General features: G+C 45.9%; 10 protein-coding genes and 1 riboswitch. Of the genes, 8 read left to right on the forward strand and 2 right to left on the reverse strand.

Translation table 11 applies throughout. From position 1 onward, the window contains the following. Positions 1 to 79 precede the first annotated feature (79 nt). The 6 genes from AC3WU2_RS17810 (at position 80) to AC3WU2_RS17835 (ending at position 6,312) form a co-directional block, all read left to right on the forward strand. Entirely contained in the window at positions 80 to 1,033 is a 954-nt protein-coding gene (locus AC3WU2_RS17810; protein WP_492456454.1) for a cation diffusion facilitator family transporter, read from the forward strand. Between the two features lie 141 nt (positions 1,034 to 1,174). Next, positions 1,175 to 2,266: a threonine aldolase family protein gene (locus AC3WU2_RS17815; protein ID WP_492456455.1), complete on the forward strand. Its 1,092-nt coding sequence runs from the start codon at positions 1,175 to 1,177 to the stop codon at positions 2,264 to 2,266. A 148-nt stretch (positions 2,267 to 2,414) separates the two neighbouring features. Next, positions 2,415 to 3,671 (forward strand): ATP-binding protein, encoded by a 1,257-nt coding sequence (locus AC3WU2_RS17820; RefSeq protein WP_492456456.1) that lies wholly within the window; start codon positions 2,415 to 2,417, stop codon positions 3,669 to 3,671. 128 nt (positions 3,672 to 3,799) lie between these two features. After that, the gene (locus AC3WU2_RS17825; protein ID WP_492456457.1) at positions 3,800 to 4,273 is read left to right on the forward strand and encodes a CcdC protein domain-containing protein; all 474 of its coding nucleotides are present in this window, start codon (positions 3,800 to 3,802) and stop codon (positions 4,271 to 4,273) included. Positions 4,274 to 4,437: 164 nt separating this feature from the next. Next, the gene (locus AC3WU2_RS17830) at positions 4,438 to 5,304 is read left to right on the forward strand and encodes a hypothetical protein (RefSeq protein ID WP_492456458.1); all 867 of its coding nucleotides are present in this window, start codon (positions 4,438 to 4,440) and stop codon (positions 5,302 to 5,304) included. A 93-nt stretch (positions 5,305 to 5,397) separates the two neighbouring features. Further along, positions 5,398 to 6,312, forward strand: coding sequence for a DMT family transporter (locus AC3WU2_RS17835; RefSeq protein WP_492456459.1), 915 nt, complete (start codon positions 5,398 to 5,400; stop codon positions 6,310 to 6,312). 11 nt (positions 6,313 to 6,323) lie between these two features. Here AC3WU2_RS17835 and AC3WU2_RS17840 read toward each other — a convergent pair whose 3' ends face one another. Next, positions 6,324 to 7,130: a DUF6597 domain-containing transcriptional factor gene (locus AC3WU2_RS17840; RefSeq protein WP_492456460.1), complete on the reverse strand. Its 807-nt coding sequence runs from the start codon at positions 7,128 to 7,130 to the stop codon at positions 6,324 to 6,326. Between the two features lie 133 nt (positions 7,131 to 7,263). On the opposite strand from AC3WU2_RS17840, the gene AC3WU2_RS17845 reads away from it, so the two are divergent. Then, positions 7,264 to 7,722 carry an SRPBCC domain-containing protein gene (locus AC3WU2_RS17845; RefSeq protein ID WP_492456461.1) on the forward strand — a complete coding sequence of 153 codons (459 nt, stop codon included), beginning with the start codon at positions 7,264 to 7,266 and terminating at the stop codon, positions 7,720 to 7,722. Positions 7,723 to 7,822: 100 nt separating this feature from the next. Here AC3WU2_RS17845 and AC3WU2_RS17850 read toward each other — a convergent pair whose 3' ends face one another. After that, positions 7,823 to 9,373, reverse strand: a complete 1,551-nt coding sequence (locus AC3WU2_RS17850; protein WP_492456462.1) for an ABC-F family ATP-binding cassette domain-containing protein — start codon at positions 9,371 to 9,373, stop codon at positions 7,823 to 7,825. Positions 9,374 to 9,901: 528 nt separating this feature from the next. Next, a riboswitch (cyclic di-GMP riboswitch) is annotated at positions 9,902 to 9,988 on the forward strand. 70 nt (positions 9,989 to 10,058) lie between these two features. Here AC3WU2_RS17850 and AC3WU2_RS17855 point away from each other — a divergent pair. Next, positions 10,059 to 15,485: a MucBP domain-containing protein gene (locus AC3WU2_RS17855; RefSeq protein WP_492456463.1), complete on the forward strand. Its 5,427-nt coding sequence runs from the start codon at positions 10,059 to 10,061 to the stop codon at positions 15,483 to 15,485. Positions 15,486 to 15,510 lie beyond the last annotated feature (25 nt).

The following is a 15,510-nucleotide window of genomic DNA, read 5'->3' on the forward strand; positions in this document are numbered from 1 at the left end:
ACATATGCTCATATATACACTAAATAAAAATATTAACAGAGGATTCATATTTTGATTCGTTGAAGGGGGATAATAACCTATGCATAACCATTCACATTCACATGGACACAGTCATAGCCACGGTCATCATCATCACGATCATGGGCATAACCACGATCACGGTAGAGAAGGCAATAAGAAAGGTTTAATCATTGCGCTCTCGATTACAGCGGGAATTATGCTGCTAGAGTTCTTCGGCGGATTAATCACGAATAGTTTGGCGCTCTTGTCGGATTCCGGGCACATGCTGAGCGATACGAGTTCGCTGATCCTAACCTTGGTCGCGATCTGGTTTGCGACACGGCCAGCCTCGCCGAACAAGACGTATGGCTATTACCGTTTCGAGATTCTGGCTGCATTATTCAACGGGGTCACGTTATTTGCGATCGCAGGCTTTATTACATGGGAAGCGATCCAGCGGTTCAACAACCCACCTGAGGTAGCTAGCGGCTCGATGATGCTCATTGCTTCGGTCGGTCTTCTTGCCAATCTTATCAGCGCATGGGCGTTAATGCGGAAAGGCGACGTGAAGAATAACGTCAATCTTCGCAGTGCCTATCTCCACATCATTGGTGATGCGCTCGGTTCTGTCGGTGCGATTCTAGCTGGGATCGTGATGTGGATGTTCGGTTGGTACATTGCCGATCCGATTATTTCCGTCGTCGTCGCCCTCTTAATCTTGCGCAGCGCGTGGGGCGTCATTAAGCATACAGTGCATATCCTGATGGAAGGCACCCCAATTACGGTGGATCAATATGAAGTGAAGGAAACGTTGGAACGGATTGAAGGGGTCATTGATGTTCATGACCTTCATATTTGGACGATTACATCGAATTTGGATTCCTTGACCTGCCATATGCTTATCGAGGACGATCAGGATGGTCAGCGCGTTCTGCAAGATGCGATCCATCTGATTGAAGAGAAGTTCAAAATCCAACATACAACGATCCAGATCGAGACCTCGAAAGTCCATCATGGGGAGATGCAAGTTTAATCGTTCATTCAAGTCACATCGGATATCCATCTGATGTGGCTTTTTTGCATGAAAATCTATCGTGATCTGGCTGCGGCATCTGCGTTATACTTGAGCTATATTGCTAGATTATGATTATGAGGTAAGAGGAGTTGAGGAAAGATGAGTAAACAATCCGCTCTAGCTGAAGCATTTCGTCAGACGGTATACAAGGTTCCAGGTCATGGGGACCTGATCGTGCAGAATTTACGCACCGTGCTGGATCAGATCGATGGAGATCTTGAGAGTGATCGATACGGCTCGGGTAAGATCATTGAAGATTTTCAAGATAAAATGGCTGATATCTTAGGAAAAGAGAAGGCCGTATTCTTCCCGAGCGGTACGATGGCGCAGCAGATTGCCTTGCGGATATGGTGCGATCAGCGTGGCGTTGCCAAGGTAGCCTATCATCCGTTAGCTCATCTGGAGATCCATGAGAATGACGCGCTCCGGGAACTACACCGGATCGAGCCGATCCTGCTCGCAGACAAAGACCGATTGATTCGTCTGGAAGATGTCATGAACATGCCAGAAGAGATCTCCTGCCTGCTGCTCGAACTTCCGCAGCGCGAGATTGGCGGTCAATTGCCGGCTTACGAAGAGCTTGAAGCGATTTCGAAGTATTGCCGGGAGCGGGGCATTAAGCTGCATATGGATGGAGCTCGCTTGTTCGAGATTATGCCGTATTATGGTCGCTCGGCTGCAGAGATTAGTTCACTTTTTGATAGTGTCTATATTTCTTTTTACAAAGGGATTGGCGGTATTGCAGGTGCGATTCTTGCGGGGGATTCCGGCTTTATCGACACCTCGAAAGTGTGGAAGCGAAGACATGGCGGCGACCTGATCAGTCTATACCCGTACATCCTCAGTGCCGATTATTATTTCCAGCAGCGTGTCGGTAAGATGCAGCAGTATCATGAAGATGCCAAGGCACTGGCAGGGCTCTATAATGCTTGCCATGGTATTGCCACAAGGCCAGTGGAACCGGTGTCGAACATGTTTCATGTGCATATCGATATGCCCAAGCATCAGCTTGAACCGTTATTAATTCAGTGTTACGAAGAGACGGGTGTCGGACTTACGAGTTATCTCGTAGAGGCAGGGGATACGTCTTGCGCTTACGAGGTGAGTGTTGGAGACCGTTACGCGATTTTGCCGAAGGAACGGTTGAAGGAAGCCTTGCAGTGGCTGGATAAGAAGATGATGGAATTGTAAGTCATCTCGTTAAGGAGAAGGACACCGAGCAGGTGTCTTTTTTCTCATTCCCCAAAAATACATTATTCGACAATTTCATCTTCTCACCGTAAGTCATTCGTGATATTCTTCTACTAATACCATACTAAATATGTGTTGGAGGCGTTCTATGCTTGATTACTTCAAGGACTTTATCCTGAACATCTTCATCATATTTACTCCACTCGTCATGTACCCCTATATATATAAAATAAAAGAACGGAACCTGCTATACAGCTTCCTGATCTATATACTCTTTGCTATCGCCATTGTTTTGACGATGTCTTTTCCAGTAACGCTAAATGGCATTACATATGATTTTCGGTCGATTCCGCTAGCCGTAGGCTCGTTGTATGGCGGTTTGTCTGTTTCGGGCTTATTATATCTAACGATCGTGGGTTATCGGTTCTTGAACGAAAGTCCGCATGATTGGGCGTATATCTTTTCGCTAATGCTTACTTTCGTGTTGGTGATGCTGTCGCTTCGCATCTTTGACGGAATGAAAACGATTTGCAAAATCGGGGTAGCTGTCTGCTTAAGTCTCCTGATTAAATTTCTCACGTTAACCGTGTACTTCACATGGATTGGGCAGTTCGAGATTCTGTTCATCAAGCCTTGGACGATTCTGCAGACCTACATCTTACAAGCTGTCATCGTCGCCTTCTACGTGTATTTGATTGAGTCCCTGAACAAGTATTTCTACATGCAGGAAGAGGTCATTAAGAGCGAGAAGATGAAGATCGTCGGTGATATGGCGGCGTCTGTCGCGCATGAGATCAGGAATCCGCTGACTGCAGTGAGGGGCTTCATTCATTTATTCGGCTCCGATCACCTGGACCACGAGAAGAAGACGATGTATCAGCAGATTTGTTTTGAGGAGCTTGATCGTACGGAGCATATCATTACGGATTACCTCGCATTGGCGCAGCCCGATCCCGGGATTACGGAAGAATTGCATATTCAAGATGAGCTCTTGTATCTATCGAATGTGCTGACAACGTACGGGAATTACAATCAGATCAAGATTCATGTCATACCCGCCCAGGAGAGACCTTTTTATATTACAGGGGATCGTTATAAATTCCGGCAGGCCCTGCTTAACATTGGCAAGCATGCGATTGAAGCGATGCAAGAAGGCGGTATGCTGACGCTGCAAGTGTGTCCGTGGAATGATTACGCGAAGATTAGCATGCGTGATACAGGGGGCGGGATGACCGCAGAGCAGATTCGGAGACTCGGCACCCCGTATTACTGTACGAAGGAGAAAGGAACGGGTCTGGAGATGACCGTTGCCTTTAGTATGATTAAGAAGATGAACGGCAAGATCGATGTTCGCAGCAAAATGGGCAAAGGGACAGAATTCGTCCTGCTGTTCCCGATCACTTAAGATTCGTTCGTCACATGCATGAGGTGACTTTTGTAACCTTGATCAAATTACATATTTCACTGGTTGCGACGCCTCAAATTCGAGATACTAAGACTATCAAATCGAATCCTTGAGGGAGTGGTTTTCAAATGAGTCCAATCAATTCTATGTTTATTTCGATGATCATATTTTTCTTTATTTTGCGCGGTCTGCAGCGTGGGATGAACTCACCAATTGCCAAGTCAGGGCTTCCGTTAGTCCTGCCGATCCTCTATATTAGCACCTCGATGCTTCAGCTTCTCGACCCGAGTCTTCATATTCAGAGCGAACAGCTGCTTATTGCAGCCCTTGCAGGAATGGTGTTATCCATCCCGCTTATTCTAACGACCAATTTCGAAGTGCGCGAAGCAGGTAACACCTTTATCAAAGGAAATAAGTACATGTTCCTGCTGCTCATTACGATATTCGCGCTGCGTTTCATTGCGATTGCAACCGTGAAGGGTGTGGATCCAGGAACTTTGAGCTTCCTGCTCAACTTCATGACGTTCAGTTACATTGTCTGCTGGAGAGTGGTATGTTTCGTTAAATTCCATAACGTGAGATCGAAATCGATTGCTGCATAATTCCAAGAAGGGTGCCCAAGGGCACTCTTTTTCTACGTCTGAAGACAGTGATAAGATCCATCTCCGGTCGGGGGTGAATTCTAGCCTGTAGGATATTTTTGGAAATACATTCATGCGATACACTAATCCCATCAAGAAAAACGGTGCGAGGAGTGTAGTGTGGAATGCAAAAAGTGAAATTTTTTGAAGGTGAGAAATGGCTGGTATGCGTAGGTTTGCTTGGGTTTCTGCTCGCGGGAATATGCGGGGGATGGACCTTACTATTCGGAGGAGAGGTGGCACCTCACGGGGATGTGTCGAAAGCCTTCTCCTTCAATGCAGCGATAGGCATATTCATAATCTCCACAGCCGCGTTGATTCCATTCTCAGGGATGTCTAAGGGAGGGAGGTTGATCTTCCGATGGTCTTATATTCTGCTGGCGCTCTACTCTTATGGTGCAGAGACAATACAGAACTTCCGCGGGGTAAATCCAAGATTCGTGTTAGGCGGTTCAGCCTTTGATCGGATGGTTGGCAATGGGTTCGCTATTGTTGCGCTGCTGCTCGTGTTGTTCTATCTGTTCTTAGCAGCTTTCTACTTCCGGTCCAAAATTTACAAGCAGCGCCCCGAGCTTGTGCTCGGCATTCGATATGCAATGATCGCGGTCCTCATTTCATTCGCTGCGGGTATTTGGATTTCCGTGAATAACGGACGATTCATTGGTGGCAGTGGGAATATTATCTGGCTTCATGGGCTAGGGTTCCATGCGCTTCAAGCGTTACCATTCGTTGCTTGGCTCACAGAACAGACGCGGTGGAAATCTTCGGCGCGTAGCGGTTTGATCCATATCACGGGAATCGCCTATATACTCGGATTGGTTGCGATGGGCTGGCAGACCTTCCAAGGGCAGCCTATTCTAGAATGGTCGCTGTATCCGTTGCTCGCTGGTTCATGTTTCCTCGTCTCGTTAGCAGCTGGCGTTCTTGTGTTTTATGAAGCGGTTAAGGGGACTAGTGTGAATAAGAAGAGAGCTGTACATTCATTGAAATGAGAAATAGATTGAAATTTCTCCCATTGTCCCTCACACTGCATAGTAGATGGATGATATTAGTCGATGAACGGCGATGGGGGAGAGCTATTTTATATGGATAGGAAATGGGTGCATTACGTTGGGTTGGTGCTGGTCGCGGCCATTTGGGGAGAGAATTTTGGGGTATCGAGGCAGGCGATGGAGACGTTCGATCCGATACTTTTCACGTTTCTCCGTTTCGGGCTTGCCGTGCCGTTCTTCTTCTTACTGCTGAAGGTGACGGAAGGAAGTATCGGTATCCCGGTGAAAGTGGCACTACAGCTCGCTGTCATTGGACTTCTAGGGGTGACGGGGCTCGAGATCGCCGTTATGTACTCGATCAAATATACGACGCTGGCAAACGCATCGCTATTGAACGTAGCACCTTGGCCGATCTGTGCAGCGTTGTTCGGGCCTTTGTTCATGAAAGAACGGATTTCCTCTCGTCTCGTGACAGGCGGCATTGCAGCGATTATCGGCGTATGCTTCATAATTCTTGGGGGAAGCGAAGGACTCGATTTGTCCTCCAACCATATGATTGGGAATGGTCTAGCGCTGGGTGTGAGTATATTCGGGGCACTCTATAACCTGGCTTGCATGCCGATTATGAAACGGTATTCTGCTCTGCGGGTAAGTACATGGATGATCCTGTTCGGAGCAATCGGCATGCTTCCGTTCACGTTTGGTTCTTGGGGCAAAGTGGACTGGAGCGCATTGACAGCGACGCACTATACCGCGATTGGTTATAACGTGCTGATCTGCACGGTCATTTCCTTCGTTGTCTGGAATGCGAGTATGTTCAAGGTCGGCGCGGCGCGCGCGAATTTCTTCCGTTATGTGGTACCGGCTTCTGCCGTTACGGCGGGCTATCTCTTCTTCGGCGAATCATTCTCAGGCTGGCAGCTAGCTGGCGCCGTATGTATGGCCGCGGGATTGGTCTGGATTAGTCTGGAACGTAAAGATACCGCGGCACCTAACCTTACTTCTTGAAGTAAGGTTTTTCACTTTAACTGCTCCCTTACGTACTCGTCCGGCGTCTTACCAATGATCGAGCGAAAATCCTTGATGAAATGCGACTGATCATAATAACCTAGCTCCGTGGAGAGCTCGGACCAATCGAGGCGCGGCTGATGCTCGATCGTCTCAGCGGCATTTTGCAATCGGTAGAGCTGGATAACCCATTTCGGGCTGACGCCGACATATTGGTCGAAGAGACGCTGCAGCGTTCTTTTATTCAGGTGGAAAAGATCGCAAATCTCGTCCACTTTCGTTATCTCGCGGTCCATCTTTACGTGGTCGATGATCTGATTGATGAACTCGATCTGGTCGTCCCATGGCGGGAGCTTTGGGCGAATGAATTGTTCGGCTAGACGGACCATATCGGACTCATTGACTTGCGTGAGCAGCTCCTGCTCTAACGTTCCGATCTCCACGTCGAATACATCTTGAATGCGCATCGGTTGATTCGCGAGCTCGGAGATCGGTTGCTTAATGAACGGATAGAATCCTCCGGGCTTGAATTTGGCGCCGAATACGACCCCTTTGCCCTCTAAGTGGTACGTATATTTCTGCTTTGCAGCACCGAAAATTGCGCTTCGATTCGATTCAATGACGAGATTCACACAAGGGTTCGGTACAACCTCCTGCAAGTAGGGAGCTTGTTCAGTTAAATCCCAGCTGACGATCCAGAAATGCTTCACGAATTGGCCGATATCTTCGGAAGGCTCATGCCTTGTCAGTTGAAATTTATGTGTCCCACGGGATAAATTCAATACGCCCATACTGGGTTTTACAATTTCGGGTTTCATGGATAGCCGCTCCTTTTCCTGCGTGCATTTTGTCGCGTTTTTACAATACTTGGGCATAATTACGTTTTATAATCATATTAGCATAGTTATGCGCTTGACATGTATTGCATAAAATCGAAGGAGGAACGAAAGAATGCGTGAAATTCCATTGAAGTATGAATTGTATATTAAAGCAACCCCAGAGCAGGTGTGGGATGCCATGTTCGTCCCAGAGAATACGCGCAAGCTCTTCTTCGGATGCGTATTAGAGTCTACATTTGAAATTGGTAGCCGTTATGCTTATATCGGACCGGGTGCGGATGGGGATGAGACCGTTCATGTGTACGGTGAAGTCCTTGCCTACGAGCCTTATAAGACGTATAGCAGTACGGAGCACGCAGGTCCGTCTTATCGTGAGAACCATGCAGAGTTCCAGTCCAGAATTACGTTCAATCTTGATACCGTGGGCAACTGTACGAAGTTCACGTTGATCAATGATGAATGGACAGAGGGGCATCCGTCCTACGATAATACGCAGAGCTCGTGGTGGATGATTTTGAGTAACTTGAAGACGTATTGCGAGACGGGAGAGACGATCGATTTCGGTTGGTAAAAGGACGTTGTAGTGGCCTGCATAACAAAGAACCAGTGCGGATTCCTTCTTATACGAAGGATTCGCACAGGTTCTTCTTGTTTTCGTTCTCTATGATCGATTACGTTTTTATTGCACCACGGCACCAATCTTCCACACGCCATACTTGGGTAACCCAGTCTCGATAGAATTCCGGTTCATGGGATACGAGCAGGATCGTGCCCGGATAGGCTTTAAGCGCTTCGCGAAAGGCATCCTTCGTTCGCACATCCAGATGGTTCGTCGGCTCGTCGAGCACGAGCACATTGCTATCCGTAAGCATCAGCTCGCATAGGCGCACCTTGGCTTGTTCCCCGCCGCTCAGATGACGAAGGGGCTGCCGGATATGCTTCTCGGTCAAACCGGGCATCGCAAGCATCTTACGAATTTGCTGCTGCGTTAGATCAGTCCGGAAGGCTAAGAGCCGTTCCAGGGGTGTCTGATCGGATGCAATGTTTTCCTGGGCAAAATAGGCTGCTTTCACGTTATCCCCTACCTGGAGAGTACCGTTAAGCAGAGGCATGAGGCCTAGCAGGGTGCGGAGCATGGTCGATTTACCAATCCCGTTATGGCCAATGATCGCAATTTTCTCCCCGCGTTTCACTTCCAAATTGACAGGGGCAATCAACGGGGTCGAATAGCCAATTTGAATGCCTTTTGCCGTGATGACATGGCTCACAGGATTCTGACGCACCTCGAAGCTGAAGCGAGGCTGTGGTCCGGTTGTAGGTTTATCGATGAGCTCGATTCGCCCGAGCATTTTCTCCCGGCTCTTCGCTTGCTTTGCTTTACGAATACGGTTCTTATCGATGAATTTCTCAAGTCGTGTAATTTCCTGCTGCTGCTTCTCATAAGCTTGCTGCAATTGCAGACGGCTTAATTCATGACTCTTCAGAAAATTGTTGTAATTCCCTGGGTATCGCCTCAAGGTCTGATGCTCCAGATGGTAGATGACCGTCGTGATCTCGTTGAGGAAATGCTCATCATGGGATACGACGATGAATGCATGCTCATAACTCTTCAAATACCCAGTCAGCCAAGCAATATGCACATCATCGAGATAGTTGGTCGGCTCATCCAACAGCAATACATGAGGTTCTTCAAGAAGCAGCTTGCCTAACAACAGTTTCGTTCGTTGGCCGCCGCTCAGCTTGCTGACATCACGCTCCATGCCGAGATCCAGAATGCCAAGTCCCGCAGCAACCTCTTCAATCCGAGCGTGGATTTGATAAAAATCCGAGTCTTCAAGCTGGCTATGCAGGTCGCCGTATTGCCGTAATAGGGTGTCTAGATCGTTGTCTGCCTCGGCCATGTTCTCGGCCATGCCCAGCATGCGCCGTTCGATCGCATACAAATGCGCGAATGCGCTTTGCAGATAGGCTGCAATCGTCGTGCCGGGCTGCAAATGAATATGCTGCTGCAGATAGCCTACTTTGATCTGCGGCATCCAATCGATGCGCCCGGCATCTGGCAAAATCTCGCCTGCGAGCAGACGGAGGAGGGTGGATTTCCCTGCACCATTGCCGCCGACCAGGCCGACATGCTCTCCGCGCAGCAGGCGGAAGCTGATCTCCCGAAAATTCAATTTATCTCCGTACATATGGGTAACTTCTTCAATGTTTAATAAACTCACTTGTGTTCTCTCCTTTTCAATTTAGCTTGTGCTACGGCTGAATCGAGAGAACAGCAGAATTCGCAATCTTCTGTTTCATAAGAAACACTTCATGGTTGTATGAACGATGAAATCGTTATTTTTCTATGGTGGTATATACAAAAAAGACGAGGTGAATACACCTCGCCCACGATCATATCGGTTTCGTAAGAAAGGGATTGGCTTTTATCTACTGTTCTCGGATTCACTTTAACGGTAAAAATGGGCAGACTTCTCCCGTGTTAAGGTAATTCTCTTCTAAGAACAGTCGACAAAATTTCCATATCCTTTCCACCTCATGCGTTAGATTTTATTGGTTACTTCTATAGTATATGCAATTCTCTTCAGATGAGTCAACCAACGAAGGATCACGTAGTTTAAAATAACTTTAGATTCAAGAATCCCAAAATCAATTGACTTTGCTTCTATAAGTAGCATATATTAGTCAATGTAAATAGTTCCTTTATCCTACTTTAGACCTACATAGTGTCCATCTGCAACGACTAGAATTATATATTTCGGCACACTAACCGAAAGGTTAGGTCGCAAAGCCTCGGAGTCTAATGGTCTTTGACCGATGATAGTCCAGCTGCAATTACATCGTTATTGCAGCCGGACTTTTTTGCGTTTCCAAGGAGCTGAAATAATATATTAATAGGAGGTAGACATGAGACGAGGTTTTAGACTTGTAGTGACATGGATGTTCATCTTGTCCGTATTCACCGGATTCATCCCTGGTACGTTATCGACGGGCTCTGCAGCGGCTTCGAACGATCTGGTCTGGCCGAATCCAGGCGCGGTCAATCTGACGAAGAAGGCCGAACCGACAGGCACGCCAGGGGAATGGAAAGTAACCCTAACGGTTGAAGGAAAGAACATTAAGAGTAGTTCGGACGTGGTTTTGGTGATTGACCGGTCCGGTAGCATGAAAGGGACTCGGATGTCCAAAGCGATTGAATCTGCAAAGAGTTTCGTGGACAGATTACTTATCAAAGATTCGGCAACAAGAATTGCTGCTGTATCTTTTGCGGGAGACGTAACAGATGTTTCGGGGTTTAAGGATGTCTCGCAGAAAGAAACGTTAAAGAAAGATATCGGAACCATTTCCCCTAATGGTGGTACGAATATTCAAGCGGGGATTCACCGTGCTAGAACGCTGTTGGAGTCTAGTAAAGCGGATAATAAAGTCATTGTTCTTTTAAGCGATGGAGAACCAACGTATAGCTTTGAGGCATCAAAGGTTGTAGATTATACATGGTCTGAAGGCAATGCATTTTCCAAAGCGCTTCAGGATTTTAACTACAATGACATTATTGGATATGGTAACGATTATTTGTTATATGATTATGGCTATTCGATAGGAAACGGGAAAAATAAGTATAAAGTTGATAATAATGGTATAGGTACAGTCTCTGAAGCTAAATTAGCTAAAGATGCCAATATTGATATCTATTCCATCGGACTTGAAGTAGGGAACAACAGCAACGCGACAAACGTACTGAAATATAGCCAGAATCGTGGTTACTACGCATCTACGAGTTCTGATTTAGAGAAGGTTTTTAAAGAATTATCCAGTAAGATTTCTTACGCTGCACAGAATGCGAAAGTCATTGATCCAATGGGCGACATGTTCGACAAAACCAAGGGACCTGAGGTTTCGCAAGGTACAATTAAATGGGACAACACAACAGAAACGATTACGTGGGAAATCGGGAACATCGTCGAAGGATCCCCAGCAACGATGACGTACATCGTAAAGTTGGATTCAAGCAAAAATCCGGATCCAAATACATTGTATCCAACCAATGGTAAGACATATATGGATTATACGGATGTGAATGGTAAACCTGCATCCAAAGATTTTGAAGTACCGAAAGTAAGCTTTGGTAAGGGTTCAATCCTGATTAAAGGGTACCGGGTCAATGCAGAGGGCACACCGGTTAATGAAGAAGGTAAGGTTGTCGATAAACCGGAACTGGCAGCTCAACTATATACCGAATCATTCAAACAAAATGGCAATGAAGCGCTTGATATTAGCAAAAGCTATCAGGTAACGGCAAAAGATGTTGATGGCTATGTTCTTAAGAAGGGTGCAAGCCCTCAGGATGTAGCATTGACGCTTAGCGTACCTAACCCAACAATTTGGTTCGGGTATGCGAAAGCTCCTTACAATATCAAAATCGAGTATAAAGCAGGGAACATCGAACTTGAGAAGGCAGAAGATGTTAAGAAACTTCAAGGCGAGTCAATAGACATCCAGAGTAAGACATTTGAAGGCTATGAATTGAAAAATGTAAATGTAAGCGCAGGAAGCGGCTTAACCGTAAAGGATGGTCACGTAACCGGTCCGATGCCGAATAAAGACGTTACGATTACTTACAACTACGAAGCAATTGGACAAAGTGTAAATGTATTCTATGTAGAACAAGGAACGAATAAGGAACTTGGTAAAGCAGTAGAGAATGGTGCAACAGGGCAAAAAGTTACGCTGAATGCCAAGCAGTTCCCAGGGTACTCTGCAGAGAAATCAAGTGACAGCTATACCTTTACTGCTGCGAAAGATCAAAAATATACTTTTTATTACACAGCGGATAAGCAGTCCGTAACCGTGAAATACGTGGATAAGGACACCAATGAAGAAATTAAAGATGCTGTCGTAAAAGAAGGAGCAACAGGCAAGACGATCACGTTGCAAGCAGATAAAATTGCGGGTTATACAGCCGAGAAAGAAAGCACGGAATATACTTTTAATGCAAACGCAAAACAAGAAGTGACTATCTACTATACAGCAAATAAGCAGTCTGTAACTGTGAAGTACGTTGATAAGGAAACGAAGAAAGAATTAGTTAAATCAGCCTTAAAAACCGGAGTAACAGGCAAAACGATTACATTGCAAGCTGAGAAAATAGCTGGCTACACCGCTGAAATTGAAAGCATCGCCTATAAATTTACTGCGGAAGAAAAACAAGAAGTAATCTTCTATTATTCTGCAGGTAATCAAAAGGCGATTGTGAAGTACCTCGAAAAAGGTACGAATAAAGAACTTGATAAACCAATTACAATTGCAGGCGTAACAGGCAAGACGGTTGAGTTGAAACCAACTCCAATCGAAGGGTATACACCGGAAGAAGCGAAGTTCGACTTCACTTTTACAGCGAGTGCAGCCCAAGGCCATATCTTCTACTACACAGCTAATGAGCAAACCGTGAAAGTGAATTATCTGGAGAGAGGCACCAATAAAGTGCTTCATGACCCAGTTGATGTAACAGGCGCGACGGGTAAGGAAGTCAATTTAGTACCAGCAACTGTTGCGGGTTATACAGCAGAAGAGAAAGAAATCAATTACATCTATACAGCTGCCCCAGGTCAAGAACAAACTTTCTACTATAATCCGAACAAGCAGACAGTTACTGTGAAGTACCTGATCGAAGGGTCGAAAGAACAGGTTCCGGGTCTTGCACCAAAAACCGTACAAGGAGTAACGAATGGCACAGCTAATTTGGTAGCGCCTGAGGAGGAAGGCTACACATTAGTAGGTGCTAAGGAAGTGACTTACACGTTCACTGCCGATGAGAGACAAGAACATGCCTTCTATTACAAAGCTGACACGCAAATGGTCAGCATCAAATATTTGCTTGATGGTTCAGAAAAAGAAGTTGAAGTTCTTCCGTCGACGACAGAAACGGGAGTAGCGAAACAATCGATTGATTTAGTTGCACCTCAAGTAACGGGATACACTCTAGTGGGTGATCAAGTAGCGGAATACACGTTCACAGCCCAAAAAGGCCAAGTGTTTGCCTTCTATTACAAGGCGAATGAGCAAGAGGTAACTGTGAAGTACCTAATTGAAGGAACAAAGGAACAAGTACCGGGACTAGAACCTTCAACCGTGCAAGGTGTAACGGATGGTACAACTAATTTGGTAGCACCGGAAGAGAAAGGATTCTCAGTCGTAGGTGCTAAGGAAGTAATCTACAAGTTTACTGCCGAAGAAAACCAAGAATTTACTTTCTATTACAAAGCCGACGATCAGACGGTAACCGTGAAGTATTTACTCGATGGTTCTGAAAATGAAGTTGAGGTAACGCCATCGACGACGCAAACGGGAGCAGTAAAACAAACGATCGATTTGGCCGCACCAGAAGTAAGTGGATATACGCTAGTAGGCGAAAAAGTAGTGAAGTACACCTTCACGTCCGAGAAAGAGCAAGTATTTGCCTTCCGTTATAAAGCGAATGAGCAGACATTGACTGTGAAGTACTTGCTTGAAGGATCTGAAGAACAAGTACCGGGACTAGAGCCTGCTTCCGTAAAAGGTGTAACCAATGGTACAACTAATTTAGTAGCGCCTGATACGAAAGGCTATACAGTCGTAGGTGCTAAAGAAGTGAAGTACACATTTACGGCTGAAAATAATCAAGTGCATATCTTCTACTACACGAAAGATGCTGTTGTTCCAAAGCGCACTCTTCTTGTTCAATACCTTGAGCAAGGAACAGAAAATAGTGTAGCTAAGGAACAACTGCTGGAAGATATTGAAGATGGAGCAATTATCAAGGCAGTGTTTGTGGAAGGGTTCACGCCTGTTATTAAAGAGTGGAAATACGAAATCGTGAACGGCAATCAACAAACGCAAACCTTCTTCTACACCAAGAATGTTGCACCGGTTGAGAAACGTACGGTTACTGTGAACTATGTAGATCGTGCAACGGAGCTTCCGTTACAAGAGCCAACGCAACAAGAAGGTGAAGTAGGCAAGACACTTCATCTAGAAGCTGGACCGATTTCTGTATCTGACGCGGTATACACACCAGAGCAGTATAGCTTCGACTATCAAGTTACCGCAGACGAAAAACAGGAGCACACATTCTATTACAAGCTAGGTAATGTGGAAGATCTCCAGAAGGTATCTGTTCATCATGTGTACATGGATGGAGATAAGAAGATTGAATTAGCCGTAGAGGTCAAAAAAGGTGCAAAAGGTGATATCATCACCATTAAACCAGAACCAATTACGAAAGACGGCATCGTCTACAAGCCGGAAAAAGAAGAATACACCTACACCTTCACAGGCGACCCAGAACAAACACTCGAAATTCTCTACACTAAAGTCGAAACACCAGTAGAGAAAGACTATCAAGTCACTGTGAAGTACCTAGAGCAAGGCACGAACAAGGAATTGGCGAATGCAGGAACCGTAAGTGGCAAGGTTGGAGCTACAATCAAGCTTACTGCTGTATCGGTTGCAGGCTATACACCGGTGAAGTCGCCAGTCGACTATACGGTTGTTGAAAAAGAAGGTCAGGAGTACATCTTCTTCTATACGAAGAACACGACAACAACTCCAGTAGATCCAGGCCCATCGACGCCAACAACTACACCGTTGCCACCTGTTCCATTGCCACCGGTACCACCATTGCCTCCAGTTCCACCGCAATTGGAAAAGGATAAGCATTTCAACTACATCAACGGCTATCCAGATGGCATGATCAAGCCTGAGAACCTGATCAGTCGTGAAGAAGTCGCAGCGATCTTCTATCGTCTGATGGATGATGAGTCACGTAGCGATTACATGAAACAGATCAGCTCTTACAAAGATGTTGAGCAGAAGCGTTGGTCGAGTAAGCATATCGCAACGATGGAGAATGCTGGTATCATCACAGGTTACAAGGATGGATCGTTCAAACCAGCTCAACAGATTACGAGAGCAGAATTCGCAGCCATCGCATCCCGTTTCGACAAATTGGATGAGAAGAAGAACGAAATGTTCACGGATATCAAAGGACATTGGGCTGAGAAATACATTGTCTCTGCAGCGAACAAAGGCTGGATCAAAGGCTATGATGATAGCACGTTCAAACCGAACCAATTCATCACACGCGCAGAAGCGATGGCATTCATCAACAGCGTCTTGAACCGTAAAGTGAAGGTCAAAGGCATCCATGAAGATGCGAAAATGTGGCCAGACAATTCGGTGAACAAATGGTATTACACCGATGTCATCGAAGCGACGAATCACCATGGTTACACAAGAAATGAGGATGACACAGAGACTTGGAATGAAATCAAGCCAAAGCATGTGTATCCTGAATAATATCGAGTTATAACACAAAAGCTCC

The organism is Paenibacillus sp. EB106-05-06-XG162 (assembly GCF_058791655.1).

What these genes read in the sequence shown, in the direction of transcription:
- AC3WU2_RS17810 (WP_492456454.1), top strand. Translation starts at nt 80, where the DNA reads ATGCATAACCATTCACATTCACATGGACACAGTCATAGCCACGGTCAT.
- AC3WU2_RS17815 (WP_492456455.1), top strand. Translation starts at nt 1,175, where the DNA reads ATGAGTAAACAATCCGCTCTAGCTGAAGCATTTCGTCAGACGGTATAC.
- AC3WU2_RS17820 (WP_492456456.1), top strand. Translation starts at nt 2,415, where the DNA reads ATGCTTGATTACTTCAAGGACTTTATCCTGAACATCTTCATCATATTT.
- AC3WU2_RS17825 (WP_492456457.1), top strand. Translation starts at nt 3,800, where the DNA reads ATGAGTCCAATCAATTCTATGTTTATTTCGATGATCATATTTTTCTTT.
- AC3WU2_RS17830 (WP_492456458.1), top strand. Translation starts at nt 4,438, where the DNA reads ATGCAAAAAGTGAAATTTTTTGAAGGTGAGAAATGGCTGGTATGCGTA.
- AC3WU2_RS17835 (WP_492456459.1), top strand. Translation starts at nt 5,398, where the DNA reads ATGGATAGGAAATGGGTGCATTACGTTGGGTTGGTGCTGGTCGCGGCC.
- AC3WU2_RS17840 (WP_492456460.1), bottom strand. Translation starts at nt 7,130, where the DNA reads ATGAAACCCGAAATTGTAAAACCCAGTATGGGCGTATTGAATTTATCC.
- AC3WU2_RS17845 (WP_492456461.1), top strand. Translation starts at nt 7,264, where the DNA reads ATGCGTGAAATTCCATTGAAGTATGAATTGTATATTAAAGCAACCCCA.
- AC3WU2_RS17855 (WP_492456463.1), top strand. Translation starts at nt 10,059, where the DNA reads ATGAGACGAGGTTTTAGACTTGTAGTGACATGGATGTTCATCTTGTCC.